Source organism: Lentibacillus salinarum (assembly GCF_042679865.1).
GTDB lineage: Bacteria > Bacillota > Bacilli > Bacillales > Amphibacillaceae > Lentibacillus > Lentibacillus salinarum.
On record NZ_JBHTNH010000029.1, the window covers coordinates 173,707 to 200,014 of the forward strand.

The window sequence follows — 26,308 nt, forward strand, 5'->3', positions numbered from 1 at the left end:
AATTGACCACAAAAGGGAGGTGAGTCAGATGCGTGAATTAAGAAACAACAAAAACGTGAAAGGAGGTGTTCGCATGAGGAACTTTTTGAAAGATGAGTCCGGATTATCAACATTGGAATATATTATCGGTGCCGGCGTGATGGCTGCACTGGCTATTGCCGTGTTCACTGGATTGCAGGGACAAATCCAAGGTGCAGGTGAAGATGTTGGTGGTGCTATTGAAACAGCAGGAGATCAATCTTCTGATGCTGTCAATAATGTAGGTAATTAAAAAGTTCACTTTACAAATTAACAAAGGAGGAAAATGACGTGAAAAAATTTTGGCAAGATGAAAGTGGTTTAAGTACATTGGAATATATTATCGGTGCCGGCGTAATGGCGGCACTGGCTATCGCTGTGTTCACAGGATTACAGGGACAAATTGAAGGTGCGGGTGAAGATGTCGGTGGCGCAATTGAAACAGCAGGAGAACAATCTTCCGGCGCTGTAGATGATGTAAATGCCAACTAAACAGAAGAAAAACCTCCAAAGCATCCCTCTGCCGTTTGGCAGGGGGTATTGTTTTGGGAAGGGGTGATGAAAATGTATTTTAAAAGGTTTCAAGATAAAATGGGTTTTTCAACGGTTGAATATATTGTTGGCGCAGGTATCATTGCTGCCATTGCATTAGCTGTATTTTTGAGTTTGCAAGAAAGTTTTAGTGGAACAGCGAATCAGGTTAAAGATGCCATTACGATAATGGGAGGGGGCTAAACGCATCAATGACCAAAAATGAACAAGGTTTCAGTACCATTGAATTTCTAATTGGAGCCGTTTTAATGACGTTTATCATCTTTTTCCCGATTGTCACACAGATGCAAATGCACGCCATCCAATCGTTGGAGCAGGAATTGAACCGGACCTTACAAATGGCGGCCGTACAAGGCAGTGTTACGCCGGATATTAAGCAAATTACCGAGCAAAACCTGGCTGACATAGGTGTGGAAAATGTTTCGTTCACACCGGAGACAACCTCTGATCCAGTGGAAAGAGGCGGTACTGTTCATGTCGGTATTATTGCTGAACGTCCGCAGGAGTCGATGTTCTCAGGTGTGATGGGGTTGATCGGAGGGGATGATATTGAATCGGATACGTTTGTGGTTGAAGGATCAATTATGTCCGAGTATCTCCCGTGAACAAGGGTTTGCAACGATATGGTATATGATTGCGATTGTTCTCATTATCTCACTGGCTTCTTTTGTGTTGTCCGAGGGTTACGCCAATGTTCAGCAAAACAAGATCAAAACAGCCATGAACCGTGCTGTGAAAGCAGCCACAATGCAATATGACACAAAAGAATTATCTGAGAATGCAAAAATAGTTATTCCACAGGGTGATGCGGAACAGGAGTTTAAAACTTATCTGACCGATAACTTGAAACTGGACAATGATCTGAATCCGAGAGAGGACAGTGTTTTTGACCATGAATTTCAAGTTGTCGATTTTAGCATCATTGATGAAGGGTCGATTCCTTACACGGTTGACCTGTCCGATGTCAGGTTCCGTCATACGTTTGAAAAACCTGGTGTGTTGGCGGTTGTTGAAACAACGGTGACTGACATTTGGGGAACGGGTGATACAACGTATTATGTGCCAGCTGTTGCCGAGGTTGACTTAGCCATTACAACGGATGACGAGGAGGAGGGATCATGACTTCAGCTTTCCTTGCTTTATTAACGGTGATGGTGATCGTTACAACTTACACCGATTTCAAGTATCGTAAAATTTATAATAAGTTTTTATTGCCCTGTATCATTCTGTCATTACTATTGCACACGATTCATGGAACGCTGACCGATTCGCTTATTGCGATGGCATTTGCGTTCGCTTTCTTTTTTCTGGCCTATATATTTGGTATGACAAGTCCCGGAGATGTGAAGCTGTTTGCGGTAGCCGGTTCCGTTGTTGCCAATTTTACGATTGTAGCTGCAGCGATTGTGGCGTATATGTTAATTCAATTCGGGATGGCCATATATGCGATGATCAAAGCATGTCGCAAGCATAACATGTCGCCTTTGACCATATTAAAACAGGACGCAATCGGGTTCACAACTAAGACTGGTTCAGTCATTCAACCTATCCATTTTCCGGGGGCAATATTGATTGGTGCCAGTGTCTGGAGTGTACAGGTAATCGCATTAATATAAAAAGGAGGGGGAAACATGGCTCAATTCAATGACGATTTAGGTTTGACGGAACATGAAGATGAACTCGAAAGGGTGCTGGATGGTATTTATGCCACAGCTGAAATGGGATTGGAAAAATTAGCAGGGGACTTAAATAATGAACAGATCAGAAGACTGAATAACATGTCGTATGAGCTGGCATTAGCATGTGAAAAGGTTATAGCAGAAAGGAGTGACCAAAACTGAAACGACCAACAAAAGGCATTTTATTTATCGTTTGTGGTGTGATTTTGGCAGTGGTGATTGGATTCATTGCTAATAATACGGTATCACAAGCAATGAGTGAAAAAACGATAGTGGTGGCCAAAGATAACATTGAACCATTCACACAGGTTACACCTGATAATTTAACGGAAGTCAATCGACCTGCCGCCGGTGTACCAGAAAATGCAGCAACGTCGATTCAAGCGGTGGCCGGAAATTTTACGACAACCACGATTATTCAAGGTAATGCTATCCAAAAGGAGCATTTAGCTTTAGAAGGTAATGGTGACTTAAGTACCGTTTTGACAAATTTTAATCAACCAAACATACGGGCTTTTGCCTTACCAACACAAAATCCTATGATTCAGGATATCTTCCCCGGCAATCGGGTGGATTTACATGCCGTTTTTGAAGAAAATGATGGCCAATCATCTGTTTTAATTGCTGATAGTGTATTGGTTTTGGGCATTGCAGAAGGAAGTGATGGACCGGTGGGGTTGACACTTGCTTTAAGTCAGAAACAAATCGAAGACATTACACCGGTTATGAACAACATCCAAATATCGCTTGTTCCACACAATGCCGATACATCTAAGGGTAATACAACAGATGATGATGAGCAAGCCGAAAACGAAACAGAAGGAGGAGATGATACTGGTGATGACAACAGCGACGAAAACGAAGAAAGTAATGGTGATTGAGACGAATGAACAGGATGCACAACAAGGAGCACGTGCTCTTTCGCAAGTGGAAGGGGCTGAGATAGCTCTCTTAACCCCATCAACTTCACTTGCGTTGGACAAAATCGGGCAGGAACCCCCATTTCTTGTCGTCATTGACGAGAAGGTACAAGGCTGGCAGGATTTTTGCCGGCAAGTGTCTCAGGTATCACCACAAACAAAAATGGTTGTGACAACCGATCAGCAAAACAGTGAATTAGGACAAATTGCCAAGGGTGTTGGGGCGGTCGCGATTCTGATTAAGCCACTTCATCAGATGCAGGATGAATTGCCGAACCTTTTTCAGGAATCGGCACAACCGGAACAGGAAAAAGAACCTTTCTGGAATCAGGGTTTTTCACAGCAGGATTTTTCCATGTCATCGGTATTTCAGGCACAAACGCAACAAACTCAGCAGGACAATCCTTTTGAGGGTGCACAGCCGAATGGTGGTGCTGCCCCATTTGCCGGACAGCCAATGCAGGAACAAAGGCAGGCTCAGCCCCAACAACATAATCCGATGATGAACGGACCAATGGGGAATGGCCAACAACCAATGGACAACATGGATCACATGCCACAACAACCAATGGGAAGGCCAATGGAGATGCAGCAACAACCAATGGGGATGCAACAAGGTGGAGGTGGTATGCAGATGTTTGGGCAGGCACCTCCACGACCGAAGATGATTGTTACCGTGTACTCGCCTAAAGGCGGGGTTGGTAAAACAACCATGAGTTTGAACCTTGCTGTGGCATTAAGACAATTGTCCATGAAATATTTAGGCGCACAAAATGCTTTTAATGTGGGATTGGTTGACTTTGACGTGGACTTTGGCGACGTTGCGGCAAGTTTACAATTAGTACCACGTGGTAGTGTTGTAGATTGGCCAAAAGATGAAAATTTTAATCCTGACTATGTGAAAAATCTGTTCACGTTCCATCAATCTTCCGGTGTGATGATACTGGCAGGACCGGAACGTCCGGAAATGGAATTTTTACTCAACGAGGAACAGGCAAAACATGTGATTTCCGGTACACATCAAATGTTCGACATTGTCGTAGTAGATATGGGCTATTCCATTCGTAAATCATCCCTGATGGCCATGTCGATGGCGACACATCCATTTTTTATCACAACGCCGGATACACCGGCAGTACGGGATATGACACGAGCAAAGAAATCGTTGAATGAACATAATATTAACTTGTCGCAATCGCAACTCATTGTCAATAAAATGCCCAAAAAAGGACGTCCACCACTGAGTCCGCAAGAGGTCAAACGGTATATCGGCATGGAGATTGCCGGTGAAGTGCAGGATGATCCGGCAGTGTTGGATGCACTATCAGAAGGCACACCATTGACGCTGAAAGGCAAATCACCTGCAGCGACTGAAATAGAACGTATAGCACAAAATATCATTCAGGATTATCTGCCACAGGATGTCGGCAAGAAAACTTCATTCTTCCAACGACTGTTTGGGGGCAAATAGCATGGAACAGGATTTACAAGATGCTCGTAAGGCGATACTGGCGGAGATGGAAAAGCAGACAAAAAATGCTGAAACGAAACCTGATCGGGAACAGTTACATGTTCAAATACTTGATGCGATTCACCGCAGAGGGTTAAGGCTCGACTTTCAAGTCCGTGACCAATTCATTCAAGAGCTGGTTGAAGATGTGATTGGTTACGGGCCGATTGAAACATTTATTCAAAGTCCGGACGTGACGGAAATTTGGATTTATGGTTACGACAAAATCGTGATTGAACAAAATGGTGATCGGATAAAAACAGACGCAAAATTCCGTGACGACGACCACCTGAGAAATACACTGGAAAAAATTCTTGCCCCTGTCGGTAAACGACTGGATGAATCAGAGCCAAGAGTGGATGCCCGCCTGCCGGATGGGAGCCGTTTAAATGCGGTGATTGCGCCTGTTGCAGTGGATGGCACACAAGTTACGATACGAAAGTTCAAAAAGAGCCTTACACTGGATGATTTAATCAAAAGTGGCACGCTTACGGAAGAATCAGCGGACTTTTTATCCAAAGCTGTTTCCGGGCGTGCTAATTTAATGGTTTCCGGCGGTACATCAAGTGGTAAAACCACGCTCTTGAATTGTCTCTCTGAATATTGGGGAGAAATGGACTCTGTTGTCGTGATTGAAGACCCGGCGGAACTCAACCTCAAAGGAAAATGGGTACGCCGGATGGAGGCAAGAGGGCCAAACCTGCAAGGGGAAGGCGAAATTTCCATTCGGCATCTCGTCAAAAACAGTTTACGTCAGGCACCTGATAGAATCATTATCGGTGAAATTCGTGATGGGACAGCAGTGGATATGCTGCAAGCCATGATGACCGGCCATTCCGGCTCGATGAGTACCGTTCATGCCGATAACGTGGAAAGCATGTGTAATAACCGGTTGCCTGACTTGGTATCCGAGGGAAACACCACGCTGGAGCCGGAAGTTATCTTGAAACGGGTTGCGGGGGCGTTGGATATTGGTGTTCATGCCGAGCAAATAAATGGTGACAGGCGTGTTATCCAAATTGCTGAGATCTTGGATATGGCAGATGGAAAAGTGAACATCCGGAATCTATTTGAATGGCAAAATGGACGTTTGGAAAAGGTTGCTGAGCCTTCTGAGGCTTTGCAGGATAAACTGAAACACTTTGGTGTTGATTTACACGAAACAGTACCTAAGCCGGAGCCTGAACCTGATAACACAACAGAACCTATAACATGGACGTGGGAAGGAGGGGATGCACAATGATTTTCACACTAACGATGATCGCCATCTTATTTATTATGGCAGGCATTTATTTATTAGCAACGAATCGTAAAAAACGATTGAATCGGGTTATATTTGGTGAAGAAAAAACATCTGATCCACCTGTTAATAAAGACATGTTGATGCCCTTTAAAGACCTTCCCCGTCACCTGGTATTTGCCGGTGGCTTTTTTGTTGCCGGTTGGTTTTTGGTTGGCGGCATATTATGGGGAGCTGTCTTTGCGGTTGTTGGTTTGTTTATGCCACTTCTGATGCGTAGCAGTCGAAAGAAAAAGGAGCTTCGGCGCATGGAAAAACAACTAGAAGACGTCCTGTATCAAGGGACAAACGTCTTGCGTGGTGGCGGTGGATTGTATCAGTTTATGGAACATCTTGCAGCCAAAACACCTAAACCATTGCATGATGTATTCGATAGTGCCTTTGTTTCCATACAGGAATTGGGAACACCGTCGATTGACGCATTAAAGAAGGCAGCAGACGATAACCCGGATCTGACGGATCTCGGTATGATGGCTTCGGCTTTGGAGGAAGCGCAAAAAAATGGTGCGGACTTGGCTGAGGTCGTCGAAATGTTTGCATCCGATGTGCGAAACCGGCGAACACTGCAACAGGAAATCGAATCCAAAACAACACAGGGCGTATTTACAGCCAATCTTCTGCTTGGGATAGGCATTGGTGTCCCAGCCCTTTTACAAGCGTATGGGTCTATATCTAATAACCCGACACTGGCAAGTGGTTCAAGTCTTGTTATCGACATTATGACAGCTGTTTGCTACATGATGATGATTGCCGGTTATTTGATTATTCGTCGGATGACACAAGTATAGAAAGTAAAGGAGGTTTTGCTTATGGTGGGTATACTGGCAGGGCTTTCGGTATTGTTATTGTTTGGCGGGATATACCAGGTCGCCACATTCAGGCGCAGGAAACTGGATAATGTCATCCTGCATGAGGAATCGTTCCGTAAACGGTTTAACGCACAGACGGAACAAACAAGCAGGTTGTTCAAACAATTAGCAGAGAAGATGGAGGGCTTTGCGCCACTCGTACTTAGTACGTCACGAAGGCAGAAACTGGAAAATAAATTGGATCAAGCAGGTTCCAAACAAACACCGGAAGAAATAGCAGGTGAGCAATTAACAGGCTTGTCTATCGGTGTCCTGTTCGGCAGTGTCGGCTTTTTAGCTGGCGGATTAGGTATTTTAACACTTTTTTTCTTTGGGTTTGCCGGATGGATGCGACCACAAGTAGCGCTTAATAAGAAATGGCAAGAGCGCAGGAAAGACATTGACGATCAATTACTTTCATTCGTTGATGTCTTTTCGTTAATGTTGGAAACCGGTGCTTCGATTTATTCCGGTATGGAAAAGGCGGCACTTGCTGTAAGTGGCCCATTAGGAGAAGAAATGAATGTGATGCTAAGGCAGAGTAAGACAAGGGGCATGACAGATGCACTCCATCAGATGTCTTTGAGGGTGGATCAGCCGGATTTGAACGGGTTGGTGACCATTCTTCATCAGGCAAACAAATATGGTGCCGGCATGGATGTTGTTTACTCCTTGCGTCAATTCTCGTTTGCAGTCAGAACGAATAAACGCAATCAGATTGATCAAACAGTGCAAAAGATGAGTACCAAAATTCTGTTTCCGATGTTTTTCTTTATTCTCATGCCTATGATGGCTATTTTGTTTGCACCGGTCATGATGTCATTTGGGCAGAGTGGTTTGTTATGAAAGGCATTAAAAAAATCACTGTCCGAAATGATGGCTATGCCTGTGAGGTACTCATTGCAGGAACAATGCTTCAGCGACTTCAAGGGTTGTTGTTCCGTCCTGACTGGAAAGGGGGGATGTTACTGCCGACTAAAAGCATCCACACCTTTTTTATGAAACAAAACATTGATGTGTTCTTTTTAGATCGTCAAGGGAGAGTGGTACATGCCGTATTGGATATGAAACCGTGGCGTGCAACAAGAGTTGTACGTAAAGCCAAAATGGTGTTGGAGGTACCGAGTGGAAAATTGGGTGAAATGATGACAGGTCATTACATTGAGCTGGATCAATTAACAAAGGGAGGAATGCTTCGTGTCTAAAGCAATGTCTTATGTAGCAGCGTTTTTGATGGCTATAAAAGCAAATTTTTCATTACAAAATATCCGTCTGAAAGCCCGTGACAACCGAGCGCAAACATGGATGGAATATGGGATGATTATCGGTGGTATCATTCTCGTTATTGTGTTAGTCATTGGTTTATTTGGTGATCAATTGATGGGATTGTTTGAGGATATAACCAGTGCTATTGGAATCAATGATCCTAATGGCGGTGGCTCCGGCGGATGGTAAGATAGAGGGCGGCTCATCTCGAGTCGCTTTCTTTATTTAATGATTTATTGGTTTCTGTATTTATTTATTTTTGTAAAGAAATATTGATTTAAGTACATAAATATTGCTTTATGGAAATAAATAAACCAATATTTCAATCATTATGTAAATAAGGAAGGAGGTCTGGCACTTGAAGCGATTGAAAAATCAAAAGGGGCAAGCCTTTGTAGAGTTTGCCATGATGCTGCCACTTATGCTGTTTCTCATTATTGTTGGTCTTATTTTAGCGTTGGCCATTAACAGCAAACTCACAATATCCAATGCCAGTCATGAGGCTGCAAGGGTCGCAGCTGTCACAACCGATGAAGATCAAATTAATACAATTGCAGAAAAAGGCGTTATTGATGGCGGGTTGATGTACGAGTACGAGTCTTTGACAACGTTTGATCCGGAGGATGATGTCACGATTGACAGACATAGTGATGGAACCGTAACGGTCACGATACAGTATCAACAGCCGACCATTGTTCCGATGATAGGTGGCTTATTGGGGAATCCTGATTTTTGGGGGACATCCATCCCAATTGAATCATCAGCCACTTTCCTGGATGAAACGAAATTAGGGCCATAAGGGGGATTATCAGTGGATACAAGTTGGCTTAAGGGGATATTGTTTGGTTTACTCGTTTTTATGATTGTGTTTGCCATGAGTTATGTTTTTATATTTGTATTGAGAGGCGGTGACCTAACATTACCGGAATCGTTATCTTGGTTATATCAATATCTGTAATCATAGCAGTATATACGGACATTAGGTGGATGATTATCCCTAACTGGCTGACCTATACGCTTATCCTGACAGGGATTGGATTTTATATGGTGAATGGCCATTTGACACAAGCGATTATCTCTTGTGCTGTGGCGGGTTTGATTTTTTTCATTCCGGCATTATTCGGTCAAGTCGGTATGGGTGATGTGAAATGGATGGCAGGCGTGGGAGCTTGGACAAGTATACCGTTTGTGCTTGTATCGTTTGCCATGGCTTCAGTGATTGGACTTTTGCATATTATTATCATGCTTATTTGGAAAGTCGGCGTAAAGAAACGAAAATACTGGGAAGTACGAAAAGAGCCTATTCCATACGGTGTTTCGTTAGGTGGTGGCATTCTTACCGGGCTATTTGTGATCAATACAGGTGTTATGAACCTTGTGATTTTGTGAAAGAGTCTGAAAACTATGCTATAATTTGGGATTAACATCAAGAATTGCACCCTGTGGAGTTATCCATGGGGGTTTGTTGTTTATAGGAATTTATTCAAAATTACTTTTGTTTGTACCGATACTAAAACAAGGGAGGAATCTTAATGGACTTCACAAAGGTATTACGAAAAAAATGGGTGATTGCCACGGGGGCAGTTGTCGTTGTATTGGGTGGATCAGGTGTTGTTTGGGCAGCAACAGGTTCATCGGACAATGAAGCTAAAGATGCGGAAAAATGGATGACAGAATCACCGGATTGGCTGACACATGCAAAAAAGGTAGAGCGGGAAAAGGACAAAGCGAAAAGTGATGAACTTGGTGATAAGGTAGAAACAGCGAATAAGGATAATGCCGACAATGAAGATGGAGCCGGAGACGAACAGCAACAGGAACAGGATGAGCAGGAAGAACAATCTTCCAACGAAGAAGATAACCGTTCTGCTGATAATGAGGGCAGTCCTTCAAGTAATGACAATGCAACATCCAATGACAATACTGATAATAACGGTTCATCAGCAAATCAGAGTACATCATCCGATAGTAACGACAGCCAGCAGGTAAATAATAATAACTCAGCCCCATCAAACAATACCAATAGGTCAGGTGATTCAGGCTCAGGGGATGGTAATAATTCATCCGGTAGTGGGTCTGATGATTCGCAACCTGAGCCGGACAATGATTCATCAAATGATGGGGGAACAAATGATGATCCAAGTGATAGTTCATCTCAAGACAATAACAACAACCCTCCACAAGATGATGGATCTACAGATTCGTCAAATAGCTCTGGTGGTTCTGATGATGATTACGATGGTAGTGGCATTGATGAAGGGGAAGTTATTAATCCAGATGTTAATGAAGAGGATGTAAGTGATCGTTATAATTAAAAATTAGTAGGAAGAAATAAGGGTCAGCACATTTAATGTGCTGATTCTTTTTTAGGTAGGAGGTATTCTTCTTGAAAAGAAAAGCACGCTGGATGTTTCTTTTGGTTCTAATGATGGTGTTATTGCCTTTATCCATTTCAGCATCTTCGTCATGGTCAACATTTGGTAAAGATCAAGAGCGCACAAGGGAGGCTGTTGGCCAATCGACACAACCACCACTGTATTTAAAGTGGCAAACGCCTAACATTGGCTGGTCGATTTCACAACCAATTGTCGCCAATGAGCATATTTTCCATCAGGCAGGTGGTTATTTATATAAAATCCCGTTGGATATTCCCTTTACAGGTGGCAATTTGTCGGTGGAATCATTATTGAACAATGGAACTAAAAGGGTAAAGATCAGTAATGATTATCATGCTACTAGTCACCCGGTATACGATGCTGAAACCAATTCCATTTATGTAGGAACAGGGGATAATCGAATTAGAAAGGTGAATCCAAAAACATTGGAAATCACAAAATCTATTAATGCTTATGCCCGTTTGGTTAGTGCTCCGACCACGGTTGGAAACGAGTTGATTGCTTATGGAACGGGTGAGGCACATTTATATCTAAATAAAAATAATGAAACGACATTATTAGATTTGGGTAGTAACTCATCAATGGAAATCACCGGAACGTTTGGAGTTAAGGGAGGAGAAAATCCAATCATTTTTGTACCGGTGAGTTATAAATATACGAACCGTTCAGCTTTTGTAGATGCCTACAGGATTATTGATAATGGTCCCGGAAACGAACCGTCCTATGAGTTTGTATGGTCACAGCCATTTCAAACTGACAATGGGGTGTCTGCCAGTGTGACATATGATGAAGCAGAAGATCATCTGTATTTTGCCGACAAAAGCGGAACAGTTTATGCAGTAGATGCCTCTACTGGAAAACAGGTCTGGAAAAACACAACCTATGCATCAAGTTCGACCGGGACAACACTTGTCAATAACTCACCGGCGCTATCCGGGGATACACTGGTTGTGCCTTATCGTTATCAGAACGGTAGGGAAACCGGAATGATTGCTGCCATTGATACAGATTCCGGTAATGTGAAATGGACACGCACATCATCAGGTGATAAACGTTCATCCGGTAATTTTGATGGTGAAATTGCCAATGCTCCAACGATCAGCACAGATGGTGATGGCAACTCAATTGTTCTGATTGGGACTACAGAAGGGAATTTGCGTATATTTGACCTGAACTCAGGAGAACCTCATTACATCACAGAAGAAAACGGTCGCCAACAATATGCGTTAGATGCCCTAAGTGGTAGTGGAAGCTCTTATTATCAGGGTGCAGGGCTGGCCACTGAGATTCTTGTTGCAGATGGGCATATTGTTTTCGGAGCTAACACTTCTGCACAACCTAATGCCAGTGGTACAAACGGGACACTATATGCCTATTCCACACCGTGGACGGAAGATTTCGGTGATCTTACGGGTCGATTAAGAGTACAGGATAAAATTCAGCAGGGACTTCCGTTACGTGTTTTTTCAGCAACAGTCCTGGATGGGCTGGAAAGTATTGAAACACCCTTTTCAACGAGGCTTTACGTTGACGGGGTAATGGTGGATGAACAACGATTTGAAGATGGATTTGCGGCAGAAGATACCCGTGGAGGCTGGACAACGGTTCCCCCTGAAATAGCAACCGATGAAGTAGGCACTTTTCCGGTAAGACTGGTTGTTGATTACTATGATGAAGTGGATGATGATATTGATATGGTTAAGGAAAATAATATTATAAGAGACACATATGAGGTTGTTCCGCCAGAACCTCCTGAATGTGGAGGGGATTCGGAATGGAACGGTGATGAATGTGTTCGGGAATGGACGGAGCACCATGTTGGGGAAAAACCGACACGGGCGATTCTTATTCCAAATGAACAGGAAGCTGACGGTTGGGGAGGTAATTCCGCATGGTAAAAAATCCAAAGGTTTCGTCTGAAAAAGGGGCAGTATTGCCCTTTTTTGCTCTGACAAGCGTTGTCATGCTGCTAATTATTCTGTTGATTGTCGATATTGGTAATGTACGTATTGTGCAATCCGATACTTATAAGGCGGCGGATGCCGGGGCATTAGCCGGTGCAGCACAATCTGATTATCATGAACAAGTCGATTTTGAGGAAAAAACGACAAGAGAGCCAGTTTATAAAGACGTTCCAGTTTACAACTATGATTGTGAGTACAATGAACAGGATGAAGAAATTTGTACACGAGTTTCCCCATATACAGAAAGAGTATTTGACCATTGGGATTATACCGTTCATGAACCGGAGGAATCTGTTGTTCAAGAGTGGGTTGAAATTCGTGAAGATGACGCCAAAGACACTGCAAACGAGTTATTTTGGGAGAACGCCAATCAATCGACATTAACAGCAGATGGCAAAGAAGTGACGGATGTTGATCCTCATCTTACGGATCAGGATAAAATTGCGGTTTGGGCAGATGTGAACGTCGACTATATGTATTTCCCTTCTTTTGCGGAAGGCTTTTATAATGCGGATGATGTACCGAATAGTGTCAACGTGCATAAGCGGGCACACGGTCAAGCGGTCGAATGGTAACATTATTTATTACTTTAAATAAAGTGATATTTAAAGTAAGCAATACTCAAAGCCATAAATGAATATTTAAAGTAATATTTAAAGTCACAAAACCATATTTATTTAACCTTGGGAAAAATGATTGCGAAAACCATAATGTGGTCAAGATATGATAGAATAGAAGGAACAATAGATCGACTTCTCATGGGAGGGTGGCTCACTTCTGTTACCCGTAGGCGGACTTTGGTCATGTCATATCGGGGAAGGAGGTGAGGCATATAATGTCTACTTTTCAGGTGCTCACCTTATTGTTTGCATTTGGGATGCTTGTGACATTCATTATGTCGGACCGACATAAATAAACCTCCCCTGAGTTGGTAGCTCTGATCCGGGAGGTTTATCTTCCAAAGAGCCGCCCCCTTTGACGGGGTTCGGTCTATTGTGACCGTCGATATTTATCGGCGGTCTTTCTATTATATGGGGGTTATCCCTTTTCTATGTTTATTATACCACGAAAAGCTGTTTTGTACACATTACATTTGCAAAATGAAGTCAGGGGCATTTCTACCAAGGAATGTCCACTTTTTTTATTATTAGGAGGTAGTGAAATGGAAATTGTTGCGGTTGATTTAGGATATGGTTATGTCAAAGCCATGTCATCCAATGGAAAACAGGTGTTATTCCCATCTATTGTTGGAAACGGGTATGAACGAGGACTAATGGACTTGTTTGGCGATTCATCCCGTGACATATCTAACATTCATGTAAAAGTACAAGGTGAAGATTATTTTGTAGGTGACTTGGCTAAAGAGTCCCGGTCACAATCACGTATATTTGAACGGGAGCGATTCAGTCACAAATATACACACATTTTGTTAAATGTCGCCATTCAGCTTGTTACAGACGAAAACACAAACGCTGTACAAATCGTGACAGGGTTGCCGCTTGATTTTTACCAGTCACAAGCCAAAGATTTTCAGAGGTCAATTACCGGTGTGCAGCCGGAATTGGAATGGCAATCAGGGCCGGTGTCCGGTCATCGTAAAGTAGTTATTGAACAGGGGCTTGTATTTCCGCAGGGTGCGGCGGCCATATTTGCGGCACTGATGGATGACAGAGGACGACCGGTATATGCAGACTTTATGCGGGAAGGTTCCATTATCGGGCTGATTGATGTTGGGTTCCGTACAACCGACTTTGTTGTGGTGGAAATGAAACAGGGCGGCTCATTTGTACCGAAAACGAAACTGTCCGGCACCGTGGATGAAGGGGTGATTAACCTGTACCGGGAAGTCAGGCAGGCATACAAAACGAAAACCGGCGGGGCTGATTTAAGTGAATCTTATGTTGACCGTATTTTGCGTGACAAGGAGCTGACTTACCGGGGTGACAAAATAGACTTCTCGCAAGTGATTGGCAGGAGTTTGCAGGCCATTACAGCCAATATTGTAGACCGTTTGAAGTCTGTTTGGGCTGAGGAATCGGACCTATTTGATGGTATTTTCCTTGCTGGTGGCGGTGGTTCATTATTCGCTGAACATTTTCAACCGGCATTTGACCATCGGTTAAAAACAATTCCATCCAGCCAGTTTGCGAATGCGATTGGGTATAGCCGACTTGGTAAGGCTATTTTCCAGTCTGAATCAACGGACTCGGACTCCGTCACAAAACACGGCTAATCAAAAAAGGGGGGAAGGATGATGGATATGGAACAAGCGCAAAAGGAATTTCTTGCGGCGGAAAACGAGTTACTTCACATTCGCCGCAAATACAGAAATGATCCTGATAAATTAAAAACACATGAACCGGTGGCCGTGTTTAATATGAAAGTGGCTGAGGCTAAAGTACAGATTTTAAGAGGACAGAGAAGTGAATCAGGATGACACATGCATGGAAAAAACGATATGCCTTTCGCTTGCAAGAGGAAGACGAGGAACTGGCAATATTTTTGGAGCAGGTCCCGAATGCACAAACAAGCAAGGTCATCCGGGAAATGCTCCGATTTGCCTACCGTCAGATGAAACAGGATCAGCAGGAACAAAAGCAATTTCAGGAATTATTAAAGGAAATTCGTTCATTACGGGAAAGTAACGATGCTACGTTTGAAGCCATACAGACACAAATAAGCCAGTTAAGCACAGGCAGTCCCTTAACAACTGAAAATAATGAGTCTCAGGAACAAGATAAGGACGAACAAGTGCCCGATGAGAAGGTCAAAGAGACTGCACAAGCTATGCTGAGTTCGTTTGGGTTACAAGATTAAATCAATATTTCCGATATGGTTACTAAGGAGGTGACGATCATGGAAGTGGAATCCCGGAATGCATATGCGGCCAGAAGCATAGCATTGTGTTATGTTTTGTGGTTCTTTTTGGGACAGCTCGGCATCCATCGTTTCTATACCGGTCGGGTAGGCTCAGGCATTGTGCAATTATTATTAGGTTTAATCGGCTGGGCAACAACATGGCTGATTGTGGGCTGGTTGTTAGTGATCCCACTATGGATATGGTTGTTTATTGACCTATTCCTCATTCCTGGGATGTGCCGGAACCCACGCTAAACATAAGGAAGGGGGTCGAGAAAATGGCACTTTTGGATGACTATCGTGTTGAACTCCAAGCAAATGAGTTTGAACCGGCCGGCGTTATACGGAGAGTGATTGCTTTAATCATTGATTTTGCTATTTGTGGGGCTGCATGGACAGCCATTCATCATTATGGTCTTCAGGTTTTCCCTTATCAACTTATTTTAGAGTTAGTTGGTTTAGGGTTTTGTTTGTTGTATTTTACACTTTTGAATAAATACAGCTACGGCCAAACAATTGGAAAACGAGCCATGAGTATTGCAATTATGCCGAAAACAGGCGGAAAACTGAATTGGACACAATCTCTATGGCGAGTGCCCCTGTTGCTTGTTAGTGCGGGGATTTGGGGCTTAATATTCCGAGACATTTACCCGGATATAGGCAGTACAATTGCCGGTATCGTCATAATAGGAAATATGGGGATGATCGTAGCCAGCAGGAGCAAACGTGGCTTTCATGATTATTTGTTCAATACTTATGTGGTCAAAAAGAAAGTACAAAATATTGTTACTATAAATTAGTAGTTCAGGCAGAATGGATAACAGCTAACCCCGGTATGAACCGGGGGTTTTTAAATTGAATTTTTTTAATTAAGAAAAGGGAGATGATGATTTTGGCAAAACTGATTGATCAATTCAATGCATCAGAGAACTATTCAGAGATGTATCATAAGCGTTATTTGGAACAGGAGAATTATGCCTTGATTGGTGCTGATATTAATGCTTGGTTGGAGCACTGGCTCGGTTTTCGTTCATTTTCCGAGGACATCACGACAGATGCTTTATTGGGTGACACGATAAGGACGGACATACAGGACGTATTGGCGAACAGTCCGAGAGAACATTGGTACGAGGACATTACGTGGCGTTCTGCTGAAATCCTTGGTTGGACAGCCTTGCAGTTGGCTCATATGATGGAGTATTTACGGGAGCGTGAACAGCAAGAGGGTTTAGGGGCAGTGTTGGAGGACTTGGCTCATACAGAAGGTAATTATGCTGATTTGATTGACCGATTCAGTGCCAATGACGGTGATGCCTATGTGCAATATTATGATGCCCGTCCCGGTTTATTTGATTTTACGACGGCCTTTTTTCATGAAATTCTCATAACACCCTTGGAGAACGAGGAAGGCAGTAGGCGATATGAACAGATCCTTGAAGGGAGTGATGCTAATGACCAAATAGATGCACTCTTAGAAGAATTTCGCATACCAGTCATTCAAGATGTACAGGGAGGAATGCACATTTTAACTGGCTTTTTTCATTACGTACAAACAGAGGAGGAAGTATAAGCATGACGTTTATTAAACAAAAAATTAATTGGAAATTCCTTGGGATCATGGCTGTTTTTTCGACAGCGATGATTCTTTTTATGATGCCGGATACCGTTTTGGCATCTGTACCGGATGGAACAAGTGACATTACATCACGTGACCTCGATTCAACAATTGGGGAAATTGTCAAGACCATTATTCAATTTTTAGCTGCCATTGCCGGTGTGATTTTACTCGGTAAACTTATTTTAGACGGGATGAAACTCATCGGATCAAGTGGTAATCCGCAAACAAGGACAGAAGCCATTTATGGCATTATGTGGTCATTAGCCGGTGGTATCCTTGCGATTGGTGCATCCGTTTTTGCCGGTGTCATCGTAGGACTAGTAGAAAATATCGTGTAAGGAGGAAAGCGCATGCCACGTTATGACGTACCAATGGAATTTGATTCTGAAGATAAAATTATCGGTGGGAAATTTTCGCTCCGGCAGGTTGCCTATGTCGGCGTGGCCGGTGTGATAGACGCTGGTATTTGGTTTCTGGGCTTTCTGCCGGCTGCCGTTCGTCTGGTTCTCATGGCTCCGATTACAGTCGGGGCTGTGGGTCTGGCGTTCTTTGAACATCCAGTACACGGACGACTGGATAAGTTTTTATTGAATTATTATCGCTATGTGAAGCGTCCGAAGGCATATACACGAGGAGGGGATTCACATTAATTTATATGTTGGTCTTGGGTTAATGGGTTTCCTCGCTCTCATCGTTATTGCGTTGTTAATCTATACCAAGAAAATGGAACAACCGAAAGCAGACGATGGAGAAGGGGAAGAAACAGAACAACCATCAACACCAAAAAAGAAAAAGCAGAAAGACACACAGGAAGGGAAAGCTGAGGATTTATTAGGATTCCGTAAAATAGATCAAGGGATTATTACGATGGAGGATGGCCGCAGCATTCGTGCCGTCATTGGGGTGGATTCCCTGAATTATCACTCGTTAAGTGATGCAGAGCAGGAGGCAGTTGACGGGTCAATGGCCGGAGTGCTGGCATCTTTAAGTTTCAGCATTCAGCCGGTTTCCATTACCAGTCCCGTGGATTTGAACGATTACATCCAAAAGATGCAAAAAAAGATAAACATGCTGCCGGATACCATACAGGACTATGCAAGGGAACACATGCGGTATTTGGACGAGGAAACGAAACAGGAAATTTTGATTAAGCAGGATTATCTTGTTGTCGGGGTTGATGACATGGCTGACAGGCAGCAGGCCATTAATGAGCTGGATCGCCGGTGCGGACTTCTTATATCCGGTATGCGTCGGGCAGGCCATATTGCCCGTGTATTGGATACACAACAGGCATCTGATGTATTCTACAATGTTTTTCATTCCAACCGGGTGATTAACGCTCGTTTAAAAGACGCACTTGGCGATGAACACACATCCTTTGTTGTCAGGCGGGATACTCCGGTTCAGCCTCATTTTGAAACACAGGAACACGCAAGAGATCCGCATATGGAACAACCCAAACCTGGACAAGGGCCTGCACAACAACAGGATGGCAAGAAACTAGTTATGCTATAAAGATTTATTTACACAAAACAATATTTAAAGGTTTATTTAAAACTTTAATTAATTATGGTAGGAGGTATTCAATGCTCGGGATTAAAAAGAAAAAATCAAAACAGAAAGTGCAGCCAACACCTGAGACTACATCCGGACTGGAAAAAGGCGTAACCAATATTAAAGATTTCCTCTCACCTGACGGGGCTTATATTAAAAAAGACGCCATTCAACTTGGCTCCGGTATGTGGATGCGAAATTTTGTCATTAAAAACTTCCCCCGTAAAGTAAGTATGGGTTTTTTAGATGACGTTTATGAAGTTGGGGATGTGGTTGTCTCGACACACATTACACCGGTGCAGGACTATGAAGTGGAAAAAGATTTAACAGCTAAAATTACACGCTTGGAATCACAGCGTATCATTTCGGAACAAAAAGGGAACATTGCAAGACTCGGGGAGTTGGAACAAAGCATTCAGGATGCGTGGCAATTACGGGATGCAGTCACAATGAATGAGGATAAAATGTTTTTTATTACGGTCGTTATTACACTTAAAGCTGAGGATAAAGATCAATTGGATAAAACATCCAAAATATTGGAAGAACGCCTTGGCGGGCGTTCTGTACATTTGCGGCGCAACTTTTTAAGACAAGAACAGGGGCTGAGAAGCACGTTGCCACTGCTTGAAAATAAAATAGATGATTATCGAAACTTTAATTTAGGAGCCTCCACGGCTCTTTTTCCATTTACAGCAAGTAATATGGCACATAAAGATGGGATATATCTTGGTACAAATTTAAACACGAATGCGCCTGTTATCTTTGATTCCTTTATTGGCCCGCCGGTTATGCCGAATGCCAATATCAACGTATTTGCCCAATCAGGTGCCGGTAAAAGTTACACCCTGAAATTGATGGCTGCCCGTTCCGCCTTGCAGGGGGTACGCAGTGTGTTTATCGACCCGGATGGTGAGTACCGGGCTTTAACGGAAAGACTTGGTGGAACCATCGTGGATTTTAAGCCGGACGAACCGGCTCTCATTAACCCGTTTGATATTGAGGAAGAAACCGACGACAACGGCAACAAAAAGGTCAACTTGCAGGAAAAATTACAGGATTTAAAAACCACATTTGAAGTGATGTTTAAGTCGAATGGCGGTTATTTGTTGTCACCGGAGGAAAATGCATTGCTCGATCAATGTATCATGTCCTTGTATTCCGAGCGGGGGATTACACGTGATGCCAATTCGCTTTACGAAAAGGATAATCGTGTTGGCTATGTCGGTTACCGCAAGAAAGAGATGCCAACGATTAGCGATGTCGTGAATTGGCTGGAGGAAAAAGATTTTGAACATGGCAGACGGTTACAAACGCTGTTATATCCATTTACAGCCGGTCATTCACTTGGCCTGTTTGATGGACAGAGCCGGGTACAATTAAAAGATGTTCCGGCAATTGATTTTGATATTTCCCACTTAGAGGAAGGCGTTATGCGTCCTCTTGCCATGCACATTGTTCTGAGTTGGACTTGGGAAAAATTCATCAAACAAAATCCGCATATCCGGAAACTGGCCATAGCTGATGAAGCCTGGATGTTCATGTATCACGAGGAATCCGCCATGTTCTTGGAAAAAATGAGCCGGCGGGTGCGGAAACGAAACACTAGCTTTTGTGTGGCGTCACAGTCATTTGAGGAATTTACCCGTTCGCAGCAGGGGAAAGCTGTTCTGACCAATGCCAGTGCCACGATGCTATTAAAACAAAGTGAATCAGACATTGATTATGTGCAGGAACAGTATCATCTGCCAAAAGGGCAAAGACAGTTTTTAGAAGGGGCTTATCCCGGTGAGGCATTACTAAAAATCGGTAAAAACGCCACATTATTGCGTATGGATGCCTCGCCATTTGAACATGACTTTGTGAATACAACACCGGGAGGAGGCGACGCGTAACAATGAAACGCTTCCTGTTAGCATTAATGGCGGTATTAACGATGTTTGTTGCCCTAACGCCGTCAGTAACAATGGCATCAACTGGCTTTGAATCTGTACCAGACGATCATGAAGGGTATGTACCCGATACCAATCCGGAAGAGCCTCCCGAAGATGAGCACCCGGCAGAAGATGATAACGGCATGGTAACAGGGATTATTATTAATCTTGTTGCCACGGTGATTGATGCTTTTGCGGAAGTTATCGAGTGGACATTTGCCGGGACGGAATTACAGTACGTGATATTTGGTTCCGTGAATCCGTTGACCGGGGGAGAATATACGTCGTCTTCTGTCGGTAATATTTTCTCAGCGGCAGAATGGAATTTTGCGGTTAATCCATTGAGGATTGCTTTTTCTTTTGCAGGCTGGTTGTTGTTTGCGGTCATGATCGCACATTACGGGCTTAAACTGATGAAAGAAAGCACCAATCCGATTGAGCGAACACACCTACTAGAAGATATTTATGGCTGGATTGGCGGCGCAGCCATGCTTGTGTTTATGTATATAGCAGTTTTTATCATTTTCAATTTGAACTATGCCATCGTTGATGGTCTGAATACACTTGTTAGCGATAATGAGGTTTTCGGAGACGTGTTTAGTGTTTTGGATCAATCATGGGACGACAAAAGTCTCACAACCAACGCAATTGGTGATGCCATTCTTCATTTAGGGCTGGCTATTATGACCTTGGTGTTGTTGATTCAATACATTTTCCGGAAATTCATTATTGGTTTTCTGGTAGTAATCAGCCCGTTAGCAGCTGTCGCTTATGCACGTGACAAAAATGGACAAGCCTTCAAAACATGGTTATCGGAATTACTGAGTCAGACATTTATTCAGTCAGCTCACGCAGTGGTTATTGTGCTATACCTAGCCTTTGTCAACGCTGCCAGCAACGGTACAAGCATATTCAATACGGATAACTTGGATATAGTTGGAAATAGCATGCAGTCGATTGTTGATCCGGTACTGTCCTTTTTGATTGCCATAGGTGGTGTGGTTGCTGTTGGCGCATTAACGTATAACGGTTTGCGATTATCCATGTCAAGTGGTAATCCACGAGCGCGATTCCATGCAATTAGAGGCATTCGTACTAGTTTAGTAGGTTGCCTGATTTGTATAGGGTCAGTTCTGATTGTTGATATATTAAGAGGTTTTATGTTTTAGGAAGGAGGATTTGATTGATAGCCATAAACGCAATTGCCGCACTGATTATGTTATTCGCCCTTATACCCACCGCAAAATTAGTCCGGAACATGATAAACGGGTTATTGGATGCGTTTTTTGGTGGCGATCCTGCCGAGGAAGCTGAAGGGGCAGGAAAAAATGCATTAAGAAACGCAAGTTTCATTGCTATGGCCGGCATGAAAAACATGGGGTCAAGTGGCGGTAACAAAGGGTCAGAAGGCGGAAAAGCGCCCGATACAGGTAGGGCAGATGGAACGAATGGTAACAAAAACATATCTTCTGATGGTAGTGATAAAGGACATGGTGGTTATTTGCCCGAAAAACGTGCCACGACTGCAAACGAAAGAAATGGCACAACAGGGCAACGTACAACCAACAGAGAAGGTTCTTCCATTGTTGACAAGCACGGTCAGCCTATTTCATCCGGAATGAGTACAGGTGGAAATGAACAGGCAGGTGCTTCCACTGCTACTGGTGCGACCGCACATAATGCTAACGCAACGCACCAGTCGGGCGCCGGGGCGAACAGTAATATAAACAGGTCTACATCCCGTCAGTCTCAAAACAAACCAACCGCCCGGTCACAAACCAAAAAATGGGCGAATGTCGGTGGTAAAGTTGGCGGTGCGATTGGAAAAGTTCCATCCACCATGGCTGGCATGGGAATGGCAATACCATTTGGCCCAGTTGCCGGACACCTTGTTAATAAAGGAGGAACAGCCTTATCACAGATGACTGGTAAAGCAATTGGTGGTACAGCAGGGCTGGCTGCATATGGCGGAAGTAAAGCTGTTCAAGCCACAGGAGGCGGGATTAGGCATATACGGTCTTCTCGTCAAAGAGGCGCTGCCTCTAACGTGGGTGCAAAACAGATGACCGGTGCAAGAACAGGTGGAACATCATCGAGCCCAGGAGTGAAAAGTCCTAGCACAGGGCAACGAGCAACGCCGAAAGGCAACATGCCGACACAACAGAAGCCGATGGTAAGACCGAAAAGCTCAGGCCAGTTTCGATCTAATGGACGCTATTCCCATTTTAATCGGGAATAGAAGGTAAGGAGGTGAACCTTAGCTTTGGGGGAAGAAGAAAAAGAGCAACAAAAGATTCATGATGCCGGTAAAAAAGGCGGACAAGTAGCCGGAAAAGCAGCCGGAAAAGCAGGGAAAAAATTAGGAAAGAAACTTGCCAAACATATCGCAAAACTTGCAATAAAAGCCGGAAGGGCACTAGCAACGAAAATTTTAGCTAACCCGTATAGTTGGATCGTCATCGGGATAATTTTAATCGTGATCATCGTTATATTGGCTCTGACCACGATTTTTGGCAACGTATCCGGTGGTGATCTTGATGGTCACGGTGGCATAAATGAACAGGATGAAGCCCTTAAACAAGAATATCAGGATGCAGCGGACACCGTTTTCCCTGGTGTTAAAACAGAGTCCGGTGAAGAACTAAAATACCGTCTGCATTGGGGCTTGATTTACAGTGTCGATTTTTACAGTGCGGAAACACAAGAGGTGAATCACGAGATGCCTTATAACGATTTAGAGGAATTGGCAGAGGATTTAGCACCTGTATTTGAATACGAAACAAGCACTGTGACCATCACAACGGAAACAGAGGAGGAAAAGGAAAAAGAATTGGAAAACGGAGAAACCGAGACAGTGACGGAAACAGTCACGGAAACAGAAGAAAAAGAGGTGCAGCTGTTAACCGATGCAGACACGGTGAAGGGCAGTTATGCTTATTCTTACGAATGGGATGAGACAACAACTGAGAACGACAATATGAAAGTGACCGTGGAAAAGAAAGTTATTTCCGGTATCGATTTTGAGCAGGATTATTCAAGGTTGGACGCTATTCTTAAAGACAAAATGGACGAGGACACCATCACTGATGATGATCGGGAAATGGTATTGCATACAGGTGAAACAGCCGGTACCGGAGCGCCAGCACTTGGATTTTTGATGGGGCGACCAACAATTACCGCAAATTCATTGGGCGGTATTGATATTTCCAGTTTGCCGGAAGAATGGCGACAGGCTTTTGAAGATGCCGGTGGAGAATACAATGTCGATCCAAATATTCTAATGGCTGTTGCTTTTATGGAATCTACATTCCGCCCTGATGCGGTTGGACCGCCTAACCCGAGTGGGGAACTTGCAAGAGGAATGATGCAGTTTTTGCCAAGTACCTTTGATTCGATAGGCGTCGATGGTAACAATGATGGTGAAAAGGATATTTTTGATCCCATAGATTCCATTTTTAGTGCAGCCAAATACCTGGATTATTTGGATATTAGTGAAGACGCTCATCAGGCATTATACCAATATTCCGGGGGGAGTCATGAGTATGCAGAAGAAGCTATACAACTGTCACGTACTGTTATGACGAGCGGGGGTGGTGGTCAATTGGCATGGCCAACGCCAACATCTTCAAATATCACATCAACGTATGGTACTCGTGCTGATCCGGTAACCGGAGAACAGTCTTTCCATAATGGCATTGATGTTGGTGCATCCTGCGGGACACCCATTGTTGCGGCGGCAAGTGGTACTGTAAGTGATTCCGGCCCGGCAAGCGGTTATGGTCAATGGATTGTGATTAATCACAGTGGAGGATTGACAACGATTTACGGTCATATGTACGAGGAGGATTTACTGGTGGATGCCGGTGACACAGTTCAACAAGGACAAATGATTTCCCGAGTGGGTGACAACGGTAAATCAACTGGCTGTCACCTACACTTTCAGCTTGAACAGAACAAGCAGTCCGTGAACCCTATGACGTTTCTTAACATGTCATTTTAAGTGAGTTAGGAGGAATATCATGAACGATAGTGGAGAAGTAGAATCCGTAACGCTGAACGAGTTTGGCAACTGGATCGTGGAGACGATAGAACAATTTTTAGTGATGTTACAAAACATTTCATCCCCTTTATTTATGATGTTTTTAGGTATTTCAGCTTTTGTGCTTGTCATTGGTATTGTATTAGGTTCCAACAGGTTAAGAGGGGCAGGCGGTGGTGGTTTGGTCTTTGCTATCATCGCTTTTTTAATTGTCCGAAATGCAGATACAGTGATTGCTGTACTGGAAGGTGTCACCAACAATGCACCTTAATGTAGAACGGAAAAGGGAGGGAGCATAAATGAACGTACTTGTTGCCACTGGGCAAAGAGAATTAGATCAGTTTATTACACAGCTTACCAATTCACCTGTACCGCCAATCACCTATAAGGAAGGGGTATTAACCCTTGGTGAACGATACAAGCCGGATGTTGTTGTCCTGTCCGCTTTTTTAGAAGGCAGTATGAAAAACGAAGATGCTTTATATCAACTTCGTAAACAGGGCGCACGGGTGATGATGCTGATCGGTAATACCAAGCCGGAGGAAATCCGTCAAAACTGGATACCATTAGGTGTTTATGATTATATTACTGACCCTGTAACAGAAGAAAAAATAAGGCTGGCATTGGAATATCCGGCAACACTCGGCATGGCTGAAGAACGTCTGCAACAAATTGAACGGGGCGAGTTGGATGAATCTGACAAGTCCCAGGAACAAGAGCCAAAACAGAAACGTCGTACTTTTCGGAAACGTAAAAAAGAAAAGAAACAACAGCAAACAGAAAATCAAAATACACAAAATGACTGGCAGGATAATATGCCAGTCTTGCAAAATACATTTCAGCAACCAATGAGCGAGGAAATGAATCGGTCTATTCCAGATATGCATCAAAATCAAACACAGATGGGCACACAATGGTCATTTGAACAACCGGATACTTATGTATCACTGAAACAGGAAAACGTCACACAGCCTGCTCAAATGGATCGCAGCACACTGCAAGAGGAATGGGTGACGGAAAATGAACAGACGACAGAGGATTTTTCCGCACAAAAGTTAGAAGATGAGGAATCCTCCAACAGGCGGGAACAATCGACATATCATGCTGATAATGAAACCGAGGAAAAACATAATGACGAGATCCCGGACAACACCGAACAGGCAGCTATAACATCAGTTTGGGACTTCAAGCAACCGGAACCAGTGCAGTCAGTCCCTTTGCCACAAGGATATAACATTATCGTTACCTCACCTGTATCTGCCGGCAAATCCTATATTGCTATGAATCTGGCAACGATATTATCTAAACAGGGAGCCAATACAGAATTAGTAGCTTTTGAGGGAGACGATGATATTTGGCAATACTTTGATATGCCTTTAATGCAACAAGGTTCACCAAACGGACTGCCTAACTTAATTGTTTCCCCGTTCAAGAAAATGACAGGAAATGCACACTATCGTGTTATAGATTTACCATATGAGGAATGGGACAGGGCAAAGGACTGGAATGATGCCCTTTTCCTTTATGTGACGAATATGGATGTCGTGCATCACCGACAAACAGAACGTGAAAGGGAAAAGTTACAGGGACGTAAGGTGTTACAGGTCTTAAACCGTTTTGTGTCCAATGTATTAGATGGTGGACAGGAACAAAAAATCCGTTTGGATGCTGACATTGTATTGGATGACCAGCCGAGTCATTATTTGGCCATGCGATTTGGTCGTCCGGTTGTTACAACGAACCAAGCAGCGGCAAGAGAGTTCGAAATGGCAACTAAAACGGTTCAAGAGGCTCTACCGCAAAGTGGCCAAAATAACGTATTCTCAATAAACCGATGATCGTAAGGAGGGGAGG

At 43.5% G+C, this 26,308-nt stretch carries 34 protein-coding genes; all 34 read left to right on the forward strand.

Going from position 1 to position 26,308, the window contains the following annotated elements:
- Positions 1 to 73: 73 nt before the first annotated feature.
- Entirely contained in the window at positions 74 to 271 is a 198-nt protein-coding gene (locus tag ACFQ4A_RS15550) for a Flp family type IVb pilin (protein ID WP_382402268.1), read from the forward strand.
- A 38-nt stretch (positions 272 to 309) separates the two neighbouring features.
- Complete coding sequence (locus ACFQ4A_RS15555) at positions 310 to 510, forward strand: Flp family type IVb pilin (RefSeq protein ID WP_382402270.1); 201 nt, start codon at positions 310 to 312, stop codon at positions 508 to 510.
- A 72-nt stretch (positions 511 to 582) separates the two neighbouring features.
- Entirely contained in the window at positions 583 to 753 is a 171-nt protein-coding gene (locus ACFQ4A_RS15560) for a hypothetical protein (protein ID WP_382402272.1), read from the forward strand.
- An 8-nt stretch (positions 754 to 761) separates the two neighbouring features.
- A complete protein-coding gene (locus ACFQ4A_RS15565) occupies positions 762 to 1,175 on the forward strand; it encodes a hypothetical protein (protein WP_382402274.1) in 414 nt (137 codons plus the stop codon).
- Positions 1,120 to 1,692, forward strand: a complete 573-nt coding sequence (locus ACFQ4A_RS15570; RefSeq protein WP_382402276.1) for a hypothetical protein — start codon at positions 1,120 to 1,122, stop codon at positions 1,690 to 1,692. Before ACFQ4A_RS15565 ends, ACFQ4A_RS15570 begins: the two co-directional genes overlap by 56 nt.
- Entirely contained in the window at positions 1,689 to 2,186 is a 498-nt protein-coding gene (locus tag ACFQ4A_RS15575) for a prepilin peptidase (protein ID WP_382402278.1), read from the forward strand. The genes ACFQ4A_RS15570 and ACFQ4A_RS15575 overlap by 4 nt, the downstream gene beginning before the upstream one ends.
- Positions 2,187 to 2,201: 15 nt before the next feature.
- Positions 2,202 to 2,411, forward strand: coding sequence for a hypothetical protein (locus tag ACFQ4A_RS15580; protein ID WP_382402280.1), 210 nt, complete (start codon positions 2,202 to 2,204; stop codon positions 2,409 to 2,411).
- Between the two features lie 26 nt (positions 2,412 to 2,437).
- Positions 2,438 to 3,130 (forward strand): Flp pilus assembly protein CpaB, encoded by a 693-nt coding sequence (cpaB, locus tag ACFQ4A_RS15585; protein ID WP_382402488.1) that lies wholly within the window; start codon positions 2,438 to 2,440, stop codon positions 3,128 to 3,130.
- Entirely contained in the window at positions 3,090 to 4,640 is a 1,551-nt protein-coding gene (locus ACFQ4A_RS15590) for a nucleotide-binding protein (RefSeq protein WP_382402489.1), read from the forward strand. The genes cpaB and ACFQ4A_RS15590 overlap by 41 nt, the downstream gene beginning before the upstream one ends.
- Position 4,641: 1 nt before the next feature.
- Entirely contained in the window at positions 4,642 to 5,922 is a 1,281-nt protein-coding gene (locus ACFQ4A_RS15595; protein WP_382402282.1) for a CpaF family protein, read from the forward strand.
- Complete coding sequence (locus ACFQ4A_RS15600) at positions 5,919 to 6,767, forward strand: type II secretion system F family protein (protein WP_382402284.1); 849 nt, start codon at positions 5,919 to 5,921, stop codon at positions 6,765 to 6,767. The genes ACFQ4A_RS15595 and ACFQ4A_RS15600 overlap by 4 nt, the downstream gene beginning before the upstream one ends.
- 21 nt (positions 6,768 to 6,788) lie before the next feature.
- A complete protein-coding gene (locus tag ACFQ4A_RS15605; RefSeq protein ID WP_382402286.1) occupies positions 6,789 to 7,673 on the forward strand; it encodes a type II secretion system F family protein in 885 nt (294 codons plus the stop codon).
- Positions 7,670 to 8,032 (forward strand): DUF192 domain-containing protein, encoded by a 363-nt coding sequence (locus ACFQ4A_RS15610; protein ID WP_382402288.1) that lies wholly within the window; start codon positions 7,670 to 7,672, stop codon positions 8,030 to 8,032. The genes ACFQ4A_RS15605 and ACFQ4A_RS15610 overlap by 4 nt, the downstream gene beginning before the upstream one ends.
- Positions 8,025 to 8,282 (forward strand): hypothetical protein, encoded by a 258-nt coding sequence (locus tag ACFQ4A_RS15615; protein ID WP_382402290.1) that lies wholly within the window; start codon positions 8,025 to 8,027, stop codon positions 8,280 to 8,282. Before ACFQ4A_RS15610 ends, ACFQ4A_RS15615 begins: the two co-directional genes overlap by 8 nt.
- A gap of 169 nt (positions 8,283 to 8,451) precedes the next feature.
- Positions 8,452 to 8,892, forward strand: a complete 441-nt coding sequence (locus ACFQ4A_RS15620; RefSeq protein ID WP_382402292.1) for a TadE/TadG family type IV pilus assembly protein — start codon at positions 8,452 to 8,454, stop codon at positions 8,890 to 8,892.
- A gap of 137 nt (positions 8,893 to 9,029) precedes the next feature.
- Positions 9,030 to 9,482 (forward strand): A24 family peptidase, encoded by a 453-nt coding sequence (locus ACFQ4A_RS15625; RefSeq protein ID WP_382402294.1) that lies wholly within the window; start codon positions 9,030 to 9,032, stop codon positions 9,480 to 9,482.
- Positions 9,483 to 9,625: 143 nt separating this feature from the next.
- The gene (locus ACFQ4A_RS15630) at positions 9,626 to 10,408 is read left to right on the forward strand and encodes a hypothetical protein (protein ID WP_382402296.1); all 783 of its coding nucleotides are present in this window, start codon (positions 9,626 to 9,628) and stop codon (positions 10,406 to 10,408) included.
- 71 nt (positions 10,409 to 10,479) lie between these two features.
- On the forward strand, positions 10,480 to 12,387 hold the full coding sequence (locus tag ACFQ4A_RS15635) for an outer membrane protein assembly factor BamB family protein (RefSeq protein ID WP_382402298.1): 1,908 nt from the start codon (positions 10,480 to 10,482) through the stop codon (positions 12,385 to 12,387).
- Positions 12,381 to 13,028: a pilus assembly protein TadG-related protein gene (locus ACFQ4A_RS15640; protein WP_382402300.1), complete on the forward strand. Its 648-nt coding sequence runs from the start codon at positions 12,381 to 12,383 to the stop codon at positions 13,026 to 13,028. The genes ACFQ4A_RS15635 and ACFQ4A_RS15640 overlap by 7 nt, the downstream gene beginning before the upstream one ends.
- Before the next feature lie 587 nt (positions 13,029 to 13,615).
- Positions 13,616 to 14,686, forward strand: coding sequence for a ParM/StbA family protein (locus tag ACFQ4A_RS15645; protein ID WP_382402302.1), 1,071 nt, complete (start codon positions 13,616 to 13,618; stop codon positions 14,684 to 14,686).
- A gap of 21 nt (positions 14,687 to 14,707) precedes the next feature.
- Complete coding sequence (locus ACFQ4A_RS15650) at positions 14,708 to 14,890, forward strand: hypothetical protein (RefSeq protein ID WP_382402304.1); 183 nt, start codon at positions 14,708 to 14,710, stop codon at positions 14,888 to 14,890.
- The gene (locus ACFQ4A_RS15655) at positions 14,887 to 15,270 is read left to right on the forward strand and encodes a hypothetical protein (protein ID WP_382402306.1); all 384 of its coding nucleotides are present in this window, start codon (positions 14,887 to 14,889) and stop codon (positions 15,268 to 15,270) included. The genes ACFQ4A_RS15650 and ACFQ4A_RS15655 overlap by 4 nt, the downstream gene beginning before the upstream one ends.
- Positions 15,271 to 15,309: 39 nt before the next feature.
- On the forward strand, positions 15,310 to 15,567 hold the full coding sequence (locus tag ACFQ4A_RS15660; RefSeq protein ID WP_382402308.1) for a TM2 domain-containing protein: 258 nt from the start codon (positions 15,310 to 15,312) through the stop codon (positions 15,565 to 15,567).
- A 23-nt stretch (positions 15,568 to 15,590) separates the two neighbouring features.
- Positions 15,591 to 16,112 (forward strand): RDD family protein, encoded by a 522-nt coding sequence (locus ACFQ4A_RS15665; RefSeq protein WP_382402310.1) that lies wholly within the window; start codon positions 15,591 to 15,593, stop codon positions 16,110 to 16,112.
- A gap of 92 nt (positions 16,113 to 16,204) precedes the next feature.
- Positions 16,205 to 16,882, forward strand: a complete 678-nt coding sequence (locus ACFQ4A_RS15670) for a hypothetical protein (protein ID WP_382402312.1) — start codon at positions 16,205 to 16,207, stop codon at positions 16,880 to 16,882.
- A 2-nt stretch (positions 16,883 to 16,884) separates the two neighbouring features.
- Complete coding sequence (locus tag ACFQ4A_RS15675; protein WP_382402314.1) at positions 16,885 to 17,268, forward strand: hypothetical protein; 384 nt, start codon at positions 16,885 to 16,887, stop codon at positions 17,266 to 17,268.
- Positions 17,269 to 17,280: 12 nt separating this feature from the next.
- Entirely contained in the window at positions 17,281 to 17,580 is a 300-nt protein-coding gene (locus ACFQ4A_RS15680) for a PrgI family protein (protein ID WP_382402316.1), read from the forward strand.
- Positions 17,581 to 17,602: 22 nt separating this feature from the next.
- Positions 17,603 to 18,445, forward strand: coding sequence for a hypothetical protein (locus ACFQ4A_RS15685; protein ID WP_382402318.1), 843 nt, complete (start codon positions 17,603 to 17,605; stop codon positions 18,443 to 18,445).
- A gap of 71 nt (positions 18,446 to 18,516) precedes the next feature.
- Entirely contained in the window at positions 18,517 to 20,376 is a 1,860-nt protein-coding gene (locus ACFQ4A_RS15690) for a VirB4 family type IV secretion system protein (protein WP_382402320.1), read from the forward strand.
- Positions 20,377 to 20,378: 2 nt separating this feature from the next.
- Positions 20,379 to 21,584: a hypothetical protein gene (locus ACFQ4A_RS15695; protein WP_382402322.1), complete on the forward strand. Its 1,206-nt coding sequence runs from the start codon at positions 20,379 to 20,381 to the stop codon at positions 21,582 to 21,584.
- Between the two features lie 14 nt (positions 21,585 to 21,598).
- Complete coding sequence (locus tag ACFQ4A_RS15700; protein ID WP_382402324.1) at positions 21,599 to 22,654, forward strand: hypothetical protein; 1,056 nt, start codon at positions 21,599 to 21,601, stop codon at positions 22,652 to 22,654.
- A gap of 24 nt (positions 22,655 to 22,678) precedes the next feature.
- Entirely contained in the window at positions 22,679 to 24,415 is a 1,737-nt protein-coding gene (locus tag ACFQ4A_RS15705) for a peptidoglycan DD-metalloendopeptidase family protein (protein ID WP_382402326.1), read from the forward strand.
- A gap of 19 nt (positions 24,416 to 24,434) precedes the next feature.
- Positions 24,435 to 24,725 carry a hypothetical protein gene (locus ACFQ4A_RS15710; protein ID WP_382402328.1) on the forward strand — a complete coding sequence of 97 codons (291 nt, stop codon included), beginning with the start codon at positions 24,435 to 24,437 and terminating at the stop codon, positions 24,723 to 24,725.
- 28 nt (positions 24,726 to 24,753) lie between these two features.
- The gene (locus ACFQ4A_RS15715; protein ID WP_382402330.1) at positions 24,754 to 26,292 is read left to right on the forward strand and encodes a hypothetical protein; all 1,539 of its coding nucleotides are present in this window, start codon (positions 24,754 to 24,756) and stop codon (positions 26,290 to 26,292) included.
- The last annotated feature ends 16 nt before the right edge of the window (positions 26,293 to 26,308 follow it).